We start from the raw sequence: 18,890 nt of genomic DNA on the forward strand, positions 1-18,890 counted from the left end.
CCATGACTGCATCGCAAACACTGCCCCAGGCCCAACGTCAACGCTGCGAAGTCTGGACCCGGGTAATGGGTTATCACCGCCCGGTTTCAGCGTTCAATCCGGGTAAGCAGTCCGAGCACCGTGAGCGGGTGCACTTTACTGAAAGCGCAGCGCTGGTCGCGCGCCAATGAGTCGAACGCTCAGGGTTGGGGGCATGGTGCCCCTGACCACTATCGACTATCCGGGGCAGCTCGCCTGCGTGCTGTTCTGCCAAGGGTGCGCGTGGCGCTGCCGTTACTGCCATAACCCGCAGTTGATTGCACCTCGTGGCGCACAGGAAGTGGATTGGCAGCAGGTGCTGGCTTTTTTGCAGCGTCGTCAGGGGTTGCTTGATGCCGTGGTGTTCAGCGGCGGAGAGGCGACCTTGCAAGATGGCTTGCTCGATGCCATGGATGAAGTGCGGGCGATGGGGTTTCGGGTTGGCCTGCACAGCGCCGGTATCAAACCGGTGGCATTTGCCAAGGCGCTGACCGGCTCCGATTGGGTCGGCTTCGATGTCAAGGCGCTGCCAGAGGATTGCCTGGCCATTACCGGGGTTGAAGGCAGCGGGGCGGCGAACTGGCGCAGCCTTGAACGCCTGCTGGACAGCGGTGTGGATTACGAGTGTCGTACCACCGTGCATTGGCATCTATTCCAGCCTGAACGATTACTGACCCTGGCGCGGCGCTTGAGTGAATTGGGCGTCAAGCGTTTTGCCGTCCAGTTGGTGCGTACCGGGCAGATGCTCGACCCGTTGCTGCCGAGTGTCTCGTCACCCGTAGCGCTCGCCGAACTTTGGGAGGCCATGGGCGAGTTGTTTCCAGCCTTCGTGTTAAGGGAGTAAAAGCCCCCGTGACACTCAGGCCCAGCCCCAGAATTGCAGCCACCAGCCAAACCCGATCAAGCCATTGGCGAGTAACAGGCAAACACCGGCCGACAAACTCTGAGCCGGGGTAATGCCTTCTCGATCCAGCCGTTTCCACCCCAGCAGCAAACTCCAGCCCATCGCGGCCATCAACAGGCAAGCCCGGGCGGGCTGAACCCACTCCAGCAGCAAGCCTTCGTAGCGCAGCAATTTGACTGTTGTCGCCGACAGCCCGAGAAACAGCCCGGCAGCGCCCAACGGTGTGAGGGTCAACGCCAGGGGGCGGTACAGCGCGCGATCCTGTGCCAGTTGGGCGCTCAGGCGCACCAGTATCAGCAGCGCCGTGCCGAGCAGCAGGGAACTCATACCCAGGTAAATGATGATGCTGAAGCCGTCCAGCCAACTGAAGCTGTCGTTCAGCTGTGGGTAATGGGTGAGCACCCACCAGGGCGCATTGTCCTGCAGGGGCCAGAGCAGATCGTGTTCCACCAACCCTTGCGCGAGGCGTTGCTTGAGCGCGATGAACCAGGGGCTGACGGTCCACTGAAAGGCGCCCATGGCCAGGCCGATGACGCCGAACAGCAGTAACCGGACGTCCCAAGGGGAGAGCGTCTGCGCGGTCGAATGAAGAATTTCCTGATTGCTTGAACGGGCGATCAACTGAACCGCGCTGCGTTGCCCACTGCAGCGTCCGCAGGCGTGGCAGTCACTGGCGCCTTGCATCCGACGGATATCCAGCAGAGGGGCACAGTTGGGCGGCGGAAGACGGGGCGCGGCATTGGCGACCCAGCGTTGTTCGTCCACACGAAAATGCACGGGGGCCAGTCGGGCGAGGAGGCCGAAGACACCACTGACCGGACACAGGTAACGGCACCAGACCCGCTTGCCCCGGGCAAACAGCAGACCGACGCCCACCGCCGCGACGGTCGAGCCACCAAGGATCAGCAGCGCCGCCTGGGCGTAGTCATAGACGCTGATCAACTGGCCGTAGAGGGTCGTCAGGCAGAACGCCAGGGTTGGCCATCCACCCCAACGCAACCAGCGCGGCACCCCCAGGCCTTTACCGTAATGGCTGGCCCATTCGCTGAGGGAACCTTCCGGGCATAGAACGCCGCACCAGAGACGTCCGAACAACACGATCGACAGCAGCACGAACGGCCACCAAAGCCCCCAGAACAAAAACTGTGCAAGTACGGTCAGGTTGTCGAGTGCCCGGGCCTGGCTGTCGGGCAGGGGCAGCGTCGCGGGTATCACCAGCAGCAAGGCGTAGAGCAGGACCACCGCCCACTGCACGGCGCGAATCGCGGGGGCATGACGACGCATCCCGTCCCCCAGTTGTTGCAGCCATCGGTTGTGCCCACTCAGTTCGCGCATGGCAGGTTTCCCGCAGCCTGCGGCCGAAGCCAACGGCTGACGGCCAGCCAGTACCCGATCCCCGCGACGAGGATGATCCCGCTGGGCGTTGCCCGGTAACCGACAACCCCCGCAAGAAAATGCCCCAATCCATGGCTGTCGCTGAGCAGGTCGCTGCTGTCCCAAAGCGCCTCGCCCGCCAGGCTGTAAACCCACTCCGGCATGTCCAGGGCCAGCAGTTGGCCGTTGATTCGCTCGATGCCGCTGACCAGCAGTGCCGCGCCAAGCATGAGCAGGATGACTTCGCTGATTCCAAAAAAACGTTGCCATGAAATGAACCGGCGACTGCCGTGCAGCGCCACAATGGTCAGCACCGCCAGCACGAGCCCCAACGCGCTGCCAACGGCGAACAAGCCCAGCTGTTGGCCTTGCAGGCGCAGGCCGGCGCCATAGAGGAAGACCACGGTTTCGCTGCCTTCGCGGCTGACCGCGAGCATCGCCAACAGCAATAGCCCCAGGCCGCCTCGCCTGGCCAGATGGCCATCGGCGTGGCGGTGCAAGTCGTGCTTGAGCGTGCGTCCGTGGCGATGCATCCAGCCGACCATTTGCACCATCAGCAGACTGGCCACCAGCGCCAGCGCGGCCTGGAACCATTCACTGGCTGCGCCGCTCATGGCCTGACCGGCAAACAGAATCAACACCGCGAGCAGGCCCGAGAGCAGCAACCCCAGCACAACTCCGGTCCACAGGTATCTGACCAGACCATTGCCTCGACCTTGCTGGCTGACCCAGGCCTGGAGGATGCCGATCACCAGCAGCGCCTCGACGCTTTCACGCCAGACGATAAACATTGATTGATTCATGAAAACTCCCTGCATGGGAAAAGATTATTTCGCGAGGATGCCGCCCTCGGGCAGTTGCGGATTGAACTCGTCGAAGAAGGGATAGTGGCCGGGCTTGAGGGGATGAATGACAACGAAGGTGGTTACGCCTGGCGACATGACCTTTTCAACCCGCAGCGGCGTGCTCTCGAATTCGGCGGGCCCCTGACCCGCGTTCTTCAGGACGATCTTGAAACGCTGCCCGGCCGGAACCTCAAGCAAGGCAGGCGTGAAATGTCCATCGCGCAGGATCAGTTCGTAGGTGGGCAACTCGGCATGGGCCGTCAATGGCGCAACGGCTCCGGCAACGATCAGCCAGGCAAGACCCAGGCGCTTCATTCAATAGCCGCCTTTTTTACCAATGCCGGCATAGACGAATTCGTAGTGCAATTCGCATTGTTCAAACCAGGGTGCGACGCCGGTTTCCTTGTCGGTATGACGTCCGAGGGCGGTGTGACCGCCGGGCGGCAGAACCGTAAACGTCAGACGATATTTGCCCGGGCCCAGCAGCTTCACATTGTCGCCATAGTGGGGGCCGTCGTTGGCGACCATGGCATGGAAGTCACCCTTGATTTCGTCCGGGTTGCCGACCTTGCTCACACTGAAGGAGACGTTGAGGTAAGGCACAAAACTGCCTTCCTGAAAGCCCTGTCGATTGTCAGCCGTGGCCCGAATGTCAGCTTCCAGATGGACATCGGAATCGGCGGTGGCCCTCATCATGCCAGCCGGCGCCATCTCGATCGGTTGCAAATACACGGCCCCGACTTCCAGTCCCGGGCACAGCTGAGGTTCCCCGATGGGGTACTCCTTTGCATGAACCAACGGGGCGAGCACGAGCAAGGCGAGTGAGAGGGCGGTACGCATGATGTCTTCCTGAGGGGTGTCGAGTAGGAACCCGAGTCTAGGAAGACTTGCTGCAAATAATAATGATTGTGATCAAGGTTCGACTGTTTAAACCAATGGCTCGTCCCGCCCGCGAAATCGCTCGGCGCGTTCGACGCTATGGGTCATCTGCGCAGCGGCGTGAAGGGTCAAGGGGTGCTGGGTAAAGCCGGGTCTTGGGGAAATGTAGGCCGCCATCTCGCGGGCGACGGCGAGCTGGCGTTCCGAACCTTCTGCCAGCAGGGCGATGACCAGGTTCTCCAGGGCAATCACCCTGACACGCAAATGCACCAGTTCAGCGTTGGTCATTTCCGGTGGAGCGCTTAAGGCTTCGTCGTCGAGGGGCGTTGCGGTGTCCTGATCATCCCAGGTGGATAAAGGTGGATGACCCGATGTCCCGGTGCCGAGGGAAGGGTTCTTATTAAGCATGAGTACATCTCCAGTTCTGTTGGCTGTCAGAAGCTTAGCCTCTGGATGGCAATGAGTGTCGCGCCGTCCCTCGGTATCTTGATATCCATCAAGGATCGTTTTGCGCTCAGGTTTTAGTCTGGAGGCACGCCTCTCAACGAATGGAGATCGGCATGGCCAAGAACTTCCCCGACAACCCCAAACACCCCGAACGCATCTGTTGGGGGTGCGACCAGTATTGTCCGGCCAAGTCGTTGGCATGCGGCAATGGCTCGGACCGTACCATGCACCCGGCCGAACTGTTCGGAGAAGACTGGAATGCGCCAGCGGATTGGGGGCTGGACAGGCCCATCAAGACAGCCCAGCCGCCGGATGAAGAGGTGTAGCCGGCTTCTTGCATGTAGGCAGGGCGCGTACTTGTGCTTTGACGCTTTGCTTCAGTGGGAAGCATCGTTCCTGGAATGGCTCAGGAAGGACTGAACACAGTTAAGCATTGCATCGTCAACCCAGGGTTTGGGTATGAATCTGATATTGGGGCCGATGTCTGGCAATCGGTGAACTTTTCCCGAAGTCAGGATCATGGGCAGGGAAGGCCACCGACGTGTCACCAGGGTGCTCAATTCGTGCCCGTCCAGAACGCCAGGCATGTTTATATCACTGACAATCAGGCTTAGTTGACTCGCGCTCCTTTCCAGAAAAATCAGGCCGTCATCTGCTGAAGCATAAGCAATAACAATCGCACCCATGTCCTCGATGATTTCCACGAGAAGCATTCGAAGCACATCGTCGTCTTCTAAAACAAGTATCGAGGGGGTAATCACTACCGCTTACTCCACTGAGTGCTTTGATACTAGATGGACTATGCAGGCATTTTTCTGTTCGTGGGATTACAGTTTTGTGAGACCGACGGTAACCAATAAAGATTAACCCGGCCACGCGTTAGAGCAGTGCGAGGGATAGCCATCATCGCTGTAATAATGAGCTATTCGTGGCTTACCAGCGGTAGCGTGACAATAAACTCGCTACCCTTGTCATAACCTTCACTCGTCCCGGTGACTGTCCCGCCATGGGCTTCTACCAGTTCGCGAACGACGGTTAGCCCGATGCCCAAGCCTGAACCGTTGAAGCCTACTGCGTTCACGTCCTGCACATAGGGGTCGAATACAAACGGGAGGGCTTTTTCGGAAATACCGATGCCGTTGTCGCAGATGCTTATTTTCATCACAGCGCCGTCCAGCGTTACCGTTAATTCGATGCTGCCGTCAACGGGCGTATATTTGGCCGCATTGGTCAACAGGTTGTGCAGCACCTGTGACAGGCGCACGGCATCTCCATTGACGGTCAGGGATTGATCGGGGAACCGGGCATTGAACAGCTGACGCTTTGCCTTCATCAAGGGGCGGCAGGCGTCAATGGCATTATTGATGACCTGAACAATGTCCAGATCAAGCCTGTTGAGCCGCAACTTGCCGGTGCCCGCACGGGACACATCCAGCAGATCCTCAACCAGACGTGACATGTGCTGAACCTGACCTTCGATCAACGCCTGCATACGAGGCAATTGGTCTGTCGGCATTCCCACCATACGCTCTGCCATCATGCTGATGGGCGTTAGCGGGTTGCGCAACTCATGAGCCACCATCGCCATTGCGCTTTTCTGCTGTGCCAGTGCCTGCTCCGCCTTGGCCTGAAGGTCCTGAGCACTGAGTGCCGCAAGCACAAGGTGCTCATTGGCTTCACAGATATCCTCATACCTGCCAGGCACTTCCCCGTCAGGAGAGGAGGCAGTGTCGGGCAGTGCCGACAACATCGCGAGTACCAATTGCTGATTGGCCTCGATCAGGTGCTCTATCTGCAGCTTTTCCCCAAGGTTGGCCTTGGCCCCAAGCAGTTCTTGTACAGCTTCGGCACTCACGGTTTCTTCGCCCGACAGCAAGAGTTCGCGAGCGGCATCAGCCTTCTCGCGTTCACTCTTGTCTTCGGACTTGCTCATGAGCTGAGCTCGCCACTTTCAACGAGGGCGACCACTTCTGCGCGGCGCTTTGTGGGGCGGCCACCCAACAGGCCTTCCTGGTCGCCAAGCATTTCGCCAATCTGGATGCCGTTGTCGTCAATCACGTATTGCCGCAACTCATCCGAATGACGACTGCCCCGAATCTTGACCACGGCCATGATGCGCAGCAAGCGGCTAGCGACTTCGATATAGCGCTGGACGATGATGGCGTCGGTCAGGAAGGCTGTACCGTATGGGCTGAATCGAAGATCGGTGTACCGGTCTTCGAGCTCTGAAGTCATCAGCACGGTCACGCCTATACTGGTCAGCGCGGTGACCATGCGCGACAACGACTCTCGAAAGTCTTCACGGAAGGTCGGCGCCAAGGCAAGCTCGAAGCCCGAGAGCGAATCGATGACCACCCTGGTTGCCTTGAGTCGCTTGATTTCACTGAACAACATCTGGACGATTTCGTCGATAGACAGATCAGGTGATCGGCTGTCCACCAAACCCACCTGGTCGTTCTGAATCAACTGAGTGAGCGCCGCACTGCGCAGGTGATTGGGACGCTGCTCGAACGCCGCGATTACGCCCGTCTCCCCACTACGTGCGCCTTCAGCCAGGAACGAAGCCGCGAGGATGCTTTTGCCAGAACCCGAAGGCCCTGCCACCAGCAACGAGTAACCTTTGGGCAGGCCGCCACCGAGCATTTCGTCCAGACGAGGGACACCCGTTTTCAGGCGAACAGGGCGTTCATCTCGCTCTGGCAACATGTTCTCTTCATTGCAGACGCTGGCGGGCGGGAAAACCTTCACGCCTGAGGTGGCGATACGAAAGGTGTGCAGGCCCGGTATTGTCGGTTGGCCGCGCATCTTCATGATTTCCATTTTACGGACCATGGAGTTTCGCTGGACACTCTGGCGAAGCCAGATCAGGCCGTCTGCCACGGTGAAAATCGGATTGGTATCCGTCTCGGTAAAGTACTCGCCAATCAGAAAAGTCGTCGCCTGCCAGGTGGTCATCAACATACCCAGTTGCTGAACAAACTGAGGCAGATTGTTGTTGGGGTTATCCTGGGTTTGACTGGCCAGCACTACCGAGCGGAACGAGTCCACAAACACAAGGGCCGGCGAATATTTTTCGACTTCGCTGACGATGCGCCGCAAGACTTCATCCAAGTCCCCGGCCAGGGTGTCGTCAGCAAGGTTGATGTAGCGAATCGAATGATTGATCGCCTCACCGTTGAAAAAGTCGAACTGTTGCTGGTAACGGAGCATTTTCAACGGCGGTTCGCCGAGCACCGTAAAAAACAATGCAGGGCGCTCGGGCGTCGCCAGGGCGAACATCATTTGATGGGCCAGCGTCGTCTTTCCACAGCCAGGTGGGCCGGCAATCAGGTTGAACGAAAACTCGGGCAGTCCGCCCCCCAGCACTTCGTCCAGCCCAGGCACGCCCGTCGCCAAGCGGTTGATTGTCACTTTGGTACTCATGGCGAAGTTTCCTGCGCAGGTGGAGCGCTCAAAGAATTGTCCCACACGTCACGAAGCAACCGTGCGGAGAGCGACGGCCCAATCAGCGTGGCCAGCAACTCGTGAAACGCTTTCAAAAATTCCTCACCGAAAAAGAGGGCGTCTGCCTGTTTTAGTTGAATGAGCAAAGATTTAAGTTCCATCAGATTCATTCCGCCGGCCAGACTTTCAAACGTGGACGCCAGAAGTGGATGTAATGAAGTGGATAGATAGAGACTACGGCGATAAAGCGCAGCCACTCCTTTGGGGCCAAGTATAGGTACGAGTACCCCGCTTATTTCCTGAAGCATCGCAATAATTGCATCGGCTACTTGTGTAGCGTTAGCGGCGCCATCAACCCGGCGCGCCAGAGACGCTACGATCCGGCGGCCCTCTTCGCTTTCCGTTGACATGGCTAAAGTCTTCTCATGTGTGTGCTTGTAGGTTACACGGTATCGAAGGGCTTAAAGGCTTTTCTTTGTCCTGAAGATGGTGGTCGGGAATATCCATTCGAGTGTAGAGTTATTTTCAGGCTATGGCTGACTGACAGCACCATAAACAACGCTTTTGTACTAGTGGCTGCGGTCAATGATGTCGAATGAATGTATGCAATGTGGCGGTGCTTCCAAAGCCCCTGGTAACGCCTCGAAACATTTTGCCGTGCGCGCGGTACAAAAATTTGAAATGCATGGCGTAGCTCGACACAATCGCGCCCCGATTCGGCCAAAGGTGCCGGACGTCCGTGGTGGAAAGGGGCAGCAGTTGAACGAACACACATTGTCCATGCGTCTGGAGCGCGTGGCGGCGCATGTACCCGCCGGTGCGCGCCTGGCCGATATCGGCTCGGACCACGCCTACCTGCCTGTGGCGCTGATGCGTCGCGGTGCCATTGTGGCGGCAGTGGCGGGTGAGGTGGCATTGACGCCGTTCTGCTCGGCCCGACGAACCGTGCGCGAGAACGGATTTGAACAGCGGATCCGTGTGCGTCAGGCCAATGGCCTGGCCGCCATCGGACCGGGAGACGGGATCACGGCGATCAGCATCTGCGGCATGGGTGGCGAGACGATCCGCGACATCCTGCACAGCGGTGGAGCCTGCCTGAGTGGTCAGGAACGCCTGATCCTGCAGCCTAACGGCGGCCAGCAGCCACTGCGCCAATGGCTCATGGAAAATGGCTACCGCATCCTCAGTGAAGAAGTGCTGCGCGAAAACCGTTTTGATTATGAAATCATCGTCGCCGAGCGCACCGGGCCAGTGACGTACACCCCCCAGGAGCTGTATTTCGGCCCGTTGCTGATGCAGGCACGCAGCCCGGCGTTCCTGCTTAAGTGGCAGCGCGTGCTGAACCAGAAACACAAGACCCTGACCCAGTTCGCCCGGGCGGGGCAGGCCGTGCCCGAGGAGAAGGTGCAGATCGTCGCCCGGCAGGTCCAATGGATCACCGCACTGTTGGCTTGAACCTGACCGAGGTTTGGTAGCGGTGGACCAGCCAGGATACGTGTAGATTCGCGCACCTTGACTCCAGTACTCCTGTGACTAATCAGCCGTATCATTGTGATACAAAAATGGTTTGCATAAGGCAGGGCGCGCGCCATGAACTCATCACCTGATGCTTCCCGTACCCTCCGTTTCGGTGTGTTCTGCGTGGCTTGTTTCCTCCTTTCCATCTCCTATGGGGCGACCTTCCTGTTGTCGTTGCTGGTGGCGTCTTTTGGAGGCGACGAGCACGATGCAGGTCAGGTTTTTGCGGTGGCCATGATCAGCACCTTAGTGGCGGTCCTCGGGTCGGGGCACGTGATGCAACGCTTGGGCGCGCCTCGCTGCATTGCTTTTGGGGCGGTATGCCTGGTCGCTGCGTCGTTGGGATTCGCGCTGGTGCCCGGCTTGGGCATTGGGTTGATGATGTGTGGCGTGGTTCTGGGATTAGGCTGGGGGCTTTTTTATACGACAGGGCCGATCATGGTTGCAGCGATGATTGAGCCAGCCCGAAGGACCCATTGTTTCGCGCTTTTATCGGGGAGCATGCTGACCGGTATTGGCAGCGGCCCCTTGTTGGGCAAGCTGGCGGGGTCTGTGGGCCTGCCTGTGCAGGCAGCCTTTTACTGCGCGGCAGTGGCGGCTGCCTTGAGCGGCATGTACTTCTGGCGGATTGGAGCCCGTGCTCGCGAAAGTGGACAACTGCCCATCGGGCAGACCCATTTCAGTCCACGGGCCGCCTTACGTGTCTTGCGCTCGCGCTCAGCGCTGTCGATTCTCATGGTTGGGCTGGGGGGCGCGATATTCGGAGGGATGGGCAGTTTTCAGACCAGTTACGCTACCAGCCTAGGGCTCGACTACTCACTGTTTTTCATCAGTTTCATGAGCGCGGCCATCGGTTGTCGTTTGTTGATTGCCGGATGGGTGGTCAAGCGCAATCCGTTGGCAGCTTCCTGCCTGTTGACGACGCTCATGCTGATTGCCGTCGTGGGCTTTGCCGAGTGGGTGCACGACAGCGCCAGCTACCTGCTCAGCGCCGCACTCCTGGGCATCGGTTACGGGCTGAACTATTCGGTGATTAACGGGCTGGCGGCCAATGAGGCTCCAAAGGAGCTGACAGCTCAGGCACTTCTGCTTTTCAGCCTGTCGTACTTTGTGGGGGTATTTGGATTTCCGTTTATCGCGGGCAAGCTGATCAGCGTCAACGGGGTGCACGGTATGTTGCTGAGCATTGGCGTGATCGCGTTGCTGGTGTGGGGATTGAGTACAGGCCGCTGGCTGTTCTGGCGGTTTGGCAAGGCACAACTGCTGGCACCACGGATATAGAGACCGGTTGGCGGTCGGACGCCAACCGGCTCGTTTCAGGCAGTGAGTGCAAAGGGATCGAGTTTCTCGACCTCGACCCGGTGGCTTACTGAACTAAACCTTGAACCGCTGCACCAGCCGATGCATGTCAACCGCCAGGCGTGACACTTCCTGGCTTGCGCTGGCTGACTGTTGTGCGCCGCTCGAAGTCTGGATCGACAAGTCCCGGATGCTCATCAGGTTGTGGTCTACCGAACGTGCGACCTGGGCCTGCTGCTCCGATGCAGTGGCGATCATGAAATTACGTTCGTTGATATCGGTAATGGCGCGAGCAATTTCTTCCAGGGCGGCGCCTGCTTCGTTGGCGATGGACAGCGTGGAATTGGCCTCCTGCTGGCTGAGTTCCATGGCCTGCACCGCTTGGGTGGAGCCGGCCTGAATGCCGCCGATCATCTGCTCGATTTCCCGGGTGGATTCCTGTGTGCGGTGCGCCAGCGCCCGGACCTCATCGGCCACTACCGCAAAACCTCGCCCCTGTTCGCCAGCACGGGCAGCCTCGATAGCGGCGTTCAGGGCCAGTAGATTCGTTTGTTCGGCAATGGTACGGATGACGTCAAGCACGCGGGCGATGCTTTGCGCCTGTTCGGCCAGGCGAAGCACGTCGCCACTGGTGCCCTCGACCGTGCCGGCAAGGCCGCGAATGGCAGCCACGGTCTGGTTCACCCGCTCGGAGCCCAAACGCGTGGACGTTTCGGATTCCCGCGCCGAGGCAGAGGCGGAAGAGGCGTTGCGCGCCACTTCCTCGACCGCTGCAGTCATTTCGTTGACCGCAGTGGCGGCCTGCTCGACTTCTTCGTTTTGGCGCTGAAGGCCACGGCTTGCCTCGTCGGATACCGCGGTCATCTCTTCTGCGGCGGAGGCCAGTTGAGTCGAGGACTCGCCAATGTGCCGAATGGTGTCGCGCAGGTTGCCTTGCATCAGCGCTGTGGTTTTCATCAGTTCAGTCAGCTCGTCGCGGCCACTGGGGATGATCTCCACGCGCAGATCACCTTCGGCAATGGTCTGGCTGACCGTCATCAGCTCGCGCAGGGGACGAAGCAGACTGCGGGTGAATAATATGGCGAGCATCACGGTTAACAGGACTGCAATCACTGAACCCACCACAAGCATGGTGATCGCAGTGGCGTAAATCTCGCCCGCATTGACACCGGCTTTTTTGGCTCCCTCCTGGTTCCACTGTGTCAACTGCAAGACGCTTTGCTGTAGGTTGTTGGTGAGCGGTCGGATGTTGTTGTTGATGAACGAAATGCCCTCTGCAGGAGTGCCTGTCTTGGCAATCTGCGTTATTCCATCCAGCTTGCTCTCATAGTCTTTGACCTGAGCCTCAACGGCCTCGAAGAGCTTTTTCTCTTCTGGACTGGCAATAAGCGCAGCATAGTCAGCCACGTTTTTGAGCATTAGCAAACGTGATGAGGCGATCATGTCCAGCGATTGCTGTTTGATCGTAGGGTCGTTGGCTGAAACGACTCGCAGGGTTTCCAGTCGTAACCGCAATATTATTGAGTCGATTTTCGCGGTTTGCGAAATACTTGCCATCCAGTTGGTTTCGACATCCAGTTCGGATTCCCGCAACTGTTTCAAACTCCAACCGGAAAAAATAGCACTGATCAACAGCAGAAGCGTTATCGCCAGGAAGCACAGTGCGGCGCGAGCCGAGAGTCTGAGTGAGCGCATAGCTGAAATCCTTTTATCGTCTTTATCGGTCATGGATAACTGCGTTATCGACGCAGTCGTGCCGAGACTGTAGCCTCGTATTGGAAGGGCGCTGGATGTCGCCGGCTGTAGGTTGGGCTGCAAAAGATTCAAAATAATAGTGATAATACAAAGGGTTAGGGTTGTATTTGTGCGCTTGGCGCAAGGGGCTTCATTCGGGAGTGAGTGAGAGTATCCGACCAGTGGTGTAGCACTTTGCAAGTATTCAGCGGATACACGGCGATCATTGTTTTACTAAATGTAAATTCTTAATGGGCATCTGTCAGGACGCTAAGTTTCAGTCAGCTTTGCTTTCTGGACAAATATGTCGGGTAATCAACGCAACGGCTTGCGTGGGAGACATAAGGGCTGTGTCTATATTAAACGGAGCGTTATCCCACGCTTCATATTCATGATCCAGTACAGACTGCCAGGTGGGTGGAATCAGTCCGGGAATATCAATCTTCCGGGTTTCTACCCGGCGCTGGTGTTCGTGCCTATCCGAACAAACCACCTGAATGTTGACTAATAGAAGCTCCGTGCGTGCGGCGATGTCGGTCCACGCCTTTCGGCTTTCGCTGACGGGATTCACACAGTCGACGATGACTGTATTGCCCATACGAAGATTGCTTAGAGCAAGCTCATTGGCAACCTTGTAACCGCTTCGCCCTACATCATGGGCAAAGTCACCGGAATTTCGAATAGCCTGCTCAATCGTATCGATCCGCAGATATACCGCCTTCGTTTGGGCCGCAAGCCCAGTAGCGATAGTTGTTTTCCCGGTGCCCGGGAGGCCGCTGAAGACAATGAGCATTGTAAGTCCTTCGGTTAATGAGCTTGTTGAGCAGACGCCCTGAGGCATGTGGGGAATGCCGAGTGCTTGCGGGGGAGCAACGCAATATAGCCCGGCACTGGACCCTACTGGCCGGCAGATTGCTGATACCGACGCTGGATGCGCTCCAGCTCGCCCGAGTGCCGCAGTTGCTCCAAAGCTTCGGCCCAAGTGGCTACCTGTTCGTCTTCAGAGTCGCGACTGAAGGCGATGTACAACAACGAGCGATAGAGCTCGATGGGGATCTGCCGTAGCGTACCCGGAGCGATGTTCAACTGGCGGCTGTAAAAAGCTACTCCGGCGTCGTTATCGCCAACGATGATACGGGTGCGCCCGGCCAGCAGCATGCGGTAGAGCTGCAGGTTTTCGGTGGCACTTCTGTCGAGGTTGTTGAAGCCCAGCGACCGCAGCATATCGGGTACCAGACCGGCATGCCGCGTAGTGATCCGCGGAGCGTGCAGCAGTTGCTCCAGGGAATTCACCGGTGGTGCATCGGCCAACTGGTAGGCGTGGATGGACTCTTCCGCGATCGGCCCAACCCATTTGTATAACGGCTCACGTTCCGGCGTGCGGAACATGGAATACATGATCGTCCTGGGCCGGGTTCTCAATACGTGGCTCGCCCGCATGCTGGGCAGCATCACCATTTCAAAATCATCCCCGGTAAGCGCCATGATGGCCCGGACGATTTCCGTGGTCATGCCGGTCAGTTGATTGTTCTCTTCGTAGTTGTACGGTGCCCATTCTTCGGTAACGACCTGATACTGCTCGGCCTTGGCAGGGGTGCCGAGCAATACACACAACAATGCTGCGGCAAGTGTCCAATCTTTCACGTCTTGTGCCCGGTGTGCTGTTCGGTGTTCCAGGGCGGACCGAACAGGCAAGACAAGCATAGACTGTGGCGGGCGCTAAATGGCGGTGATATCACGTCTATCCTCGGTCAGACGTTTGCAGGCATCATCAGGAGAGCGGGAAAATGTCCGACGGGCCCAAGGGTGTTCCGCTTCGCGATCGCTGCTGTTGACCCCTCCCCAAAAATCTGCCGGAGGATGAATGCATAAGGAGTGTTTCGGATGCTGCGAGTGGACTGGCTCGATAAACAAATGGATAAATGCGACTTGATGGCCGAATGGCTATATCGGGAATTCGGTTATGAATTTGCGCAGCAATCTCTTTCAAACTGGCAACACGAGTTCGCTGACGGACAGCGTGATGGCAACTGGAAGTGTCTGATTGCAACGGAACGAGACCAGTTGCTGGGTGGGGCTACGCTTGCCCGTAACGACCTATCTGACCGGCCAGATCTGGGGCCGTGGCTTGCGTGTGTATTCATCGCACCCGAAGCTCGGTGCAGAGGGCTCGCAACCCGGTTGATCGAAGGTATCTGTGAGCATGCACGAGAGGAGGGAGTCACTGCCCTGTATTTGCATACCCACAGCCAGAGTCATTATTACACCAGGCTCGGCTGGGAGGTGTTGGAGCGCTTTGAGGCCTGGGGGAAAGAACAGTGCCTCATGTCGAGACGTTTATAGTCAAAGCCGACTTCAACGTTCCCTCGCCGATTTTGCACACGCCGCAAACTCCGAATTGACGTCTGTGTTTCACAAGGGCCGGCCCGATAGCTGACATTGATTACCAGTGAAACCGGCACAGTAAGTCCTTTAAATGAGACGACAAAAATCGGGGCAACTTGGCCGGTAGCCTCACGACGTTTCAACGAAACTCGAAGCGTTCGAAGTGCAGATTGGCTTTCGGGGTCCGGTTGATCTCCATCAGTTCATGCACCTTGGTCAGTAAACCTTTGGGCCCGCAAAAACTGACGTGCACCTTGTGTGGTCTGGTTTGAGCCGCCGCTTGACGCAGGGTTTCGGCCAATTTCCCGTTACCACCGACATTATGCACAAAGCGTGCCGCATGCCTCTCGGCCATGGCTTGCAACGCCTCGGGGGCAGGGAAGGCGCGCGAGGGCGTGAAGCAATAGACGAGCGTCGCTTTTTCGAAGTCTTTGGCGTCCGGGTCTTGCAGCCAGGAAATGAATGGCGAAATACCCACACCGGCGCCGATCCAGATTTCCCGCTCGGCCCGAGAGGCACGTTTAAAACGTCCGTAAGGGGCGTACAGCGTGGCGCGCATTCCGATTTTGGCGCTTCATGCGGGGGATTCCGACGGTTTTCCTGAACACCTGAACCTGCGGGCGACATTCCCGTGCAAACGGGTTGTTAGCCCGTTGCGCGTACTGCCCGCAAAAAGAACAGCGTTTAAATCAATTAACGCGGCCAATCACCGCGCCGGCTTCAAAATACTCACCTGCCTGTCTGGTGATCTGCACCCGACCCTCGCAAGGTGCCAGGACCGAGCTCTCCATTTTCATGGCTTCTACAACTGCGATCACTTGCCCGGCGCTCACCGACTCGCCGTCTTCGACCACCCAGGTATGCAGATTCCCCGCCACGGGCGTCAGTACCGCCTGCGGATCAGTGACCTCGGGTGGGGCCGCGCTTTCGCTGGCGGTGCTCGCTGCATTCAGGCTGACGCCTCGCAGCAGCGCAGCCGGAAGGCCGAGTTCGTGGCGCTTCCCGTCGATCTCGACAAACGTGCGCAGGATGTCGGGGTCGGCCGATACAGCGGCACGAGGGGCGAGCATGATCTGTTCGGCGAAATCGGTCTCGATCCAACGCGTGTGCACGGCGAATTTATCGGCACCGGTGAAGTCGTCATGGTCCATCACGGCCCGGTGGAACGGAAGCACCGAGGCGATGCCCTCAATGTTGAATTCAGCCAGGGCGCGCCGGGCGCGGGCAATAGCCTGTTCGCGGGTGGCGCCGGTGATGATCAGTTTGGCCATCATCGAATCGAAGGTGCTGGGCACTCGCGAGCCGCTTATCACGCCGCTGTCCAGGCGCACACCCGGGCCGGACGGGGGCAGAAAATCGGTGATCTGACCGGGAGTGGGAAGGAAGCCTTTGCCCGGGTCTTCCGCGTTGATGCGAAATTCGAAGCTGTGGCCCCGTGGGGGCGGCGTCTCACTGAAGGAGAGCGGGAAACCGTCGGCGATCCGCAGCTGTTCGATCACCAGATCAACCCCCGTGGTCTCTTCGGTCACCGGGTGCTCGACCTGCAAGCGGGTATTGACCTCGAGGAACGACAGGGTGCCATCCTGGCTGAGCAGGAACTCCACCGTGCCGGCACCGACGTAGCCGGCTTTGGCGCAAATAGCCTGAGCAGATTGGTGAATACGCTGGCGCTGTTCGTCACTGATAAAGGGCGCAGGTGCTTCCTCCACAAGCTTCTGATTGCGCCGCTGCAAGGAGCAGTCACGCGTGCCGACGACGACGACCTTGCCGTGTTTGTCGGCGAGGATCTGCGCCTCGATGTGTCGAGGACGGTCGAGGAACTGCTCGACGTAGCACTCGCCACGACCAAAGGCCGCTTGCGCTTCGCGCACGGCGGAGGCGAACAATTCAGCCACTTCATCCATGCGCCAGGCGACTTTCATGCCACGTCCGCCGCCGCCAAAGGCAGCCTTGATGGCAATCGGCAGGCCGTGCTGTTCGGCAAAGGCCAATACTTCGGCGGCGCTTTCGACCGGGCCAGGCGTACCGGCCACCAGAGGCGCGCCGACCCACTGGGCAATTTTTCGCGCCTCGACCTTGTCGCCGAGCACATCGATGGTCTCCGGGTTGGGACCGACCCAGATCAACCCTGCGTCAATCACTGCCCGGGCGAAGTCGGCCCGTTCAGACAGAAAACCATAGCCGGGGTGCACGGCATCGGCGCCGCTGCGTTTAGCGACGGCGATAAGTTTGCCGATATCCAGGTAGGTCTCGGTCGGGCGCTGGCCATTCAATGAGTAGGCCTCGTCGGCCTGGCGTACGTGCAGGGCGTCGATGTCCGCGTCGGCATAGACCGCGACAGACTGCACGCCGTAGTCCCGGCAGGCGCGGGCGATGCGGACGGCAATTTCACCACGGTTGGCAATCAGTAGTTTTTTCATGGAAGTTTTTTCACATCGGCAGTTGAAGAAGAGGCTTCCGTAATCGGTTGGATCTCTTTGAAGCCGTCCAAAGGGTTGAAGCGAATCTGAGCATTGATGGGTATCTGGCCAGCCAGGTCGAGATGGTAGCTGGCGACGGCGGCGATCACCGGATAGCCACCGGTCAACGGGTGATCGGCAAGAAACATAACCGGTTGGCCGCTGGCCGGAACCTGAATGGCGCCGACGGAAGTGCCTTCACTGGGCAACTCCTGGTGGTTGCTGCGTTCCAGCGGCGTTTCACCGGCCAGACGAATACCGACGCGGTTGGACTGTGAGGTGACGCGCCAGAGCTGGCTGCTCAGACGCTGGATGGCGTCTTCGGTAAACCAGTCAGTGCGCGGCCCCATGATCACGTCGAGGGTCACGATGTTGGACGTCGTGGGCAGATCAAAGGCAAGTGCTTCGTTCAGCGATACGCTGGTGCCTGTCGTAAGCGGCACAAAACCCAGTCGGTCGCCGGCCGCGAGAGCAGGGGGGCCTACCTGAGCGAGGGTATCTGTCGAGAGGCTGCCGAGCACCGGAGCGACCTCAAAGCCGCCGCGAATCGCCAGATAGCTGCGCAGCCCTGCGGAAGGTGAACCGAGGCTGACCTTGTCACCGGCCTCCAGCTCGATGGGCTGATAGTTGTCGGCAGGCCATTGCAGGCCACTGGCGTTGGTGATGATGACCGGGGTTTGCGCGCCGGTGATCGCTATCACGGCACGGCCATGACAGACGAAGCTCAGGCCGCCGAGTACCGCTTCCACGCAGGCCATGTCCGAGGCGTTGCCCACCGCGCGGTTGGCCGCTCGCAGGGCGCCGAGGTCCAGCGCGCCGGAGCGGGAGACACCTTGGCCGGTCTGCCCGGGACGGCCCATATCCTGCAATACGCTGTGCAAACCGGGGGTGATGATTTCCAGATAGGCACCGCTGGGCGCATCGGCACTTGCCGGCATCGTAGGGGCGGGCAGGCCGCCCGCCGGGAGAGGGCCGGCATCGGTAAACCGCACTTTATAACCTGGGCGGAGCAGGGCCGATTCCGCGCGATTCAGGTCCCACATCTGCAAAGGCGTGACGCCGATGATTTGCCACCCACCGGGGCTGGCTTGGGGATAAACCCCGCTGAATTCTCCCGCCAGGGCAACCGCACCTGCGGGTATGCGGGTGCGTGGCGTTTGTCGGCGAGGGACCTGGAAGCCGGCACCACCCGTGAGGTAGGCGAAGCCCGGAGCGAATCCGCAGAAGGCCACGCTGTAGTCATGGGCGGTGTGGCGTTGGACCACTTCGGCGCGGCTGATCCCCAGCAGTGTGGCGACCTCGTCGAGGTCTTCACCATTGTAATGAACGGGAATTTCCACCCGGCGATGCTCGATCGCGCGCCGCTGGCTCAGGTCCTGGCCAGCAATTCGATTAACGAGCGTCTGCTGGTGAATGGCGCTGGGGCGGAATTGGATCAGCAGGGTTCGTGCGGCAGGAATGATTTCTTCCACGCCCGCAATAGGCTCCGCCGTCAGGGCGTCGAACAATGCCAGGGTCTCGTCCAGGTCGTTCAATTCGACGAGCAGGGCGTCCAGGTTGACCGGTAGAAAACGCACAGGAGGC

Annotated in this window: 21 protein-coding genes and 1 pseudogene; 6 read left to right on the forward strand and 16 right to left on the reverse strand. The window is 58.9% G+C overall.

Annotated elements, in window-relative coordinates; genetic code table 11:
• Positions 1-2 precede the first annotated feature (2 nt).
• Together nrdD and ACP7B0_RS01430 are read left to right on the forward strand one after the other, a co-directional pair.
• A complete protein-coding gene (gene nrdD, locus ACP7B0_RS01425; RefSeq protein ID WP_426139140.1) occupies positions 3-170 on the forward strand; it encodes an anaerobic ribonucleoside-triphosphate reductase in 168 nt (55 codons plus the stop codon).
• Positions 167-862: an anaerobic ribonucleoside-triphosphate reductase activating protein gene (locus tag ACP7B0_RS01430; protein WP_426139141.1), complete on the forward strand. Its 696-nt coding sequence runs from the start codon at positions 167-169 to the stop codon at positions 860-862. Before nrdD ends, ACP7B0_RS01430 begins: the two co-directional genes overlap by 4 nt.
• A 15-nt stretch (positions 863-877) precedes the next feature.
• Here ACP7B0_RS01430 and ACP7B0_RS01435 read toward each other — a convergent pair whose 3' ends face one another.
• The 5 genes from ACP7B0_RS01435 to ACP7B0_RS01455 all read right to left on the reverse strand — a co-directional run bounded on the left by ACP7B0_RS01435 (position 878) and on the right by ACP7B0_RS01455 (position 4,428).
• Positions 878-2,257 (reverse strand): 4Fe-4S binding protein, encoded by a 1,380-nt coding sequence (locus tag ACP7B0_RS01435; RefSeq protein WP_426139142.1) that lies wholly within the window; start codon positions 2,255-2,257, stop codon positions 878-880.
• Entirely contained in the window at positions 2,245-3,099 is an 855-nt protein-coding gene (locus ACP7B0_RS01440) for an FTR1 family iron permease (protein ID WP_426139143.1), read from the reverse strand. Before ACP7B0_RS01440 ends, ACP7B0_RS01435 begins: the two co-directional genes overlap by 13 nt.
• A gap of 24 nt (positions 3,100-3,123) precedes the next feature.
• Positions 3,124-3,456 carry a cupredoxin domain-containing protein gene (locus tag ACP7B0_RS01445; RefSeq protein WP_426139144.1) on the reverse strand — a complete coding sequence of 111 codons (333 nt, stop codon included), beginning with the start codon at positions 3,454-3,456 and terminating at the stop codon, positions 3,124-3,126.
• Positions 3,457-3,981: an iron transporter gene (locus ACP7B0_RS01450; protein WP_426139145.1), complete on the reverse strand. Its 525-nt coding sequence runs from the start codon at positions 3,979-3,981 to the stop codon at positions 3,457-3,459.
• 87 nt (positions 3,982-4,068) lie between these two features.
• Positions 4,069-4,428, reverse strand: coding sequence for a hypothetical protein (locus ACP7B0_RS01455; RefSeq protein WP_426139146.1), 360 nt, complete (start codon positions 4,426-4,428; stop codon positions 4,069-4,071).
• 152 nt (positions 4,429-4,580) lie between these two features.
• On the opposite strand from ACP7B0_RS01455, the gene ACP7B0_RS01460 reads away from it, so the two are divergent.
• The gene (locus ACP7B0_RS01460) at positions 4,581-4,793 is read left to right on the forward strand and encodes a DUF3079 domain-containing protein (RefSeq protein ID WP_426139147.1); all 213 of its coding nucleotides are present in this window, start codon (positions 4,581-4,583) and stop codon (positions 4,791-4,793) included.
• A 51-nt stretch (positions 4,794-4,844) separates the two neighbouring features.
• On the opposite strand, the gene ACP7B0_RS01465 is transcribed toward ACP7B0_RS01460, so the two are convergent.
• The 4 genes from ACP7B0_RS01465 to ACP7B0_RS01480 form a co-directional block, all read right to left on the reverse strand.
• Positions 4,845-5,228: a response regulator gene (locus ACP7B0_RS01465; protein ID WP_426139148.1), complete on the reverse strand. Its 384-nt coding sequence runs from the start codon at positions 5,226-5,228 to the stop codon at positions 4,845-4,847.
• Positions 5,229-5,389: 161 nt separating this feature from the next.
• A complete protein-coding gene (locus tag ACP7B0_RS01470; RefSeq protein ID WP_426139149.1) occupies positions 5,390-6,400 on the reverse strand; it encodes a sensor histidine kinase in 1,011 nt (336 codons plus the stop codon).
• Positions 6,397-7,890 (reverse strand): RAD55 family ATPase, encoded by a 1,494-nt coding sequence (locus tag ACP7B0_RS01475; RefSeq protein ID WP_426139150.1) that lies wholly within the window; start codon positions 7,888-7,890, stop codon positions 6,397-6,399. Before ACP7B0_RS01475 ends, ACP7B0_RS01470 begins: the two co-directional genes overlap by 4 nt.
• Complete coding sequence (locus ACP7B0_RS01480; RefSeq protein ID WP_426139151.1) at positions 7,887-8,321, reverse strand: hypothetical protein; 435 nt, start codon at positions 8,319-8,321, stop codon at positions 7,887-7,889. Before ACP7B0_RS01480 ends, ACP7B0_RS01475 begins: the two co-directional genes overlap by 4 nt.
• Before the next feature lie 349 nt (positions 8,322-8,670).
• Here ACP7B0_RS01480 and ACP7B0_RS01485 point away from each other — a divergent pair, with 349 nt between their 5' ends.
• Entirely contained in the window at positions 8,671-9,366 is a 696-nt protein-coding gene (locus ACP7B0_RS01485; RefSeq protein WP_426139152.1) for a tRNA (adenine(22)-N(1))-methyltransferase, read from the forward strand.
• 135 nt (positions 9,367-9,501) lie between these two features.
• Positions 9,502-10,710, forward strand: coding sequence for an MFS transporter (locus tag ACP7B0_RS01490; protein WP_426139153.1), 1,209 nt, complete (start codon positions 9,502-9,504; stop codon positions 10,708-10,710).
• 93 nt (positions 10,711-10,803) lie between these two features.
• Here the strand turns inward: ACP7B0_RS01490 and ACP7B0_RS01495 are convergent, their stop codons facing one another.
• The 4 genes and pseudogenes from ACP7B0_RS01495 to ACP7B0_RS01510 form a co-directional block, all read right to left on the reverse strand.
• Positions 10,804-11,685 carry a methyl-accepting chemotaxis protein gene (locus ACP7B0_RS01495; RefSeq protein ID WP_426140042.1) on the reverse strand — a complete coding sequence of 294 codons (882 nt, stop codon included), beginning with the start codon at positions 11,683-11,685 and terminating at the stop codon, positions 10,804-10,806.
• A pseudogene (locus ACP7B0_RS01500) lies at positions 11,671-12,456 on the reverse strand (MCP four helix bundle domain-containing protein); the annotation flags it as partial. The pseudogene ACP7B0_RS01500 and the gene ACP7B0_RS01495, both read right to left, overlap by 15 nt.
• Positions 12,457-12,739: 283 nt before the next feature.
• Positions 12,740-13,255 carry an AAA family ATPase gene (locus ACP7B0_RS01505; RefSeq protein ID WP_426139154.1) on the reverse strand — a complete coding sequence of 172 codons (516 nt, stop codon included), beginning with the start codon at positions 13,253-13,255 and terminating at the stop codon, positions 12,740-12,742.
• 104 nt (positions 13,256-13,359) lie between these two features.
• A complete protein-coding gene (locus tag ACP7B0_RS01510; RefSeq protein WP_426139155.1) occupies positions 13,360-14,166 on the reverse strand; it encodes a substrate-binding periplasmic protein in 807 nt (268 codons plus the stop codon).
• Between the two features lie 180 nt (positions 14,167-14,346).
• Here ACP7B0_RS01510 and ACP7B0_RS01515 point away from each other — a divergent pair, with 180 nt between their 5' ends.
• A complete protein-coding gene (locus ACP7B0_RS01515; RefSeq protein ID WP_426139156.1) occupies positions 14,347-14,805 on the forward strand; it encodes a GNAT family N-acetyltransferase in 459 nt (152 codons plus the stop codon).
• A gap of 181 nt (positions 14,806-14,986) precedes the next feature.
• Here ACP7B0_RS01515 and ACP7B0_RS01520 read toward each other — a convergent pair whose 3' ends face one another.
• From ACP7B0_RS01520 to ACP7B0_RS01530, 3 genes are all read right to left on the reverse strand, one after another.
• Entirely contained in the window at positions 14,987-15,406 is a 420-nt protein-coding gene (locus ACP7B0_RS01520) for a hypothetical protein (RefSeq protein ID WP_426139157.1), read from the reverse strand.
• A 130-nt stretch (positions 15,407-15,536) separates the two neighbouring features.
• Entirely contained in the window at positions 15,537-17,267 is a 1,731-nt protein-coding gene (locus ACP7B0_RS01525) for an acetyl/propionyl/methylcrotonyl-CoA carboxylase subunit alpha (protein WP_426139158.1), read from the reverse strand.
• Positions 17,264-18,883 (reverse strand): 5-oxoprolinase/urea amidolyase family protein, encoded by a 1,620-nt coding sequence (locus ACP7B0_RS01530; RefSeq protein WP_426139159.1) that lies wholly within the window; start codon positions 18,881-18,883, stop codon positions 17,264-17,266. Before ACP7B0_RS01530 ends, ACP7B0_RS01525 begins: the two co-directional genes overlap by 4 nt.
• Positions 18,884-18,890 lie beyond the last annotated feature (7 nt).

It is taken from the genome of Pseudomonas sp. DWP3-1-2 (genome assembly GCF_049896285.1).
In the GTDB taxonomy this organism is placed as follows: Bacteria; Pseudomonadota; Gammaproteobacteria; order Pseudomonadales; family Pseudomonadaceae; genus Aquipseudomonas.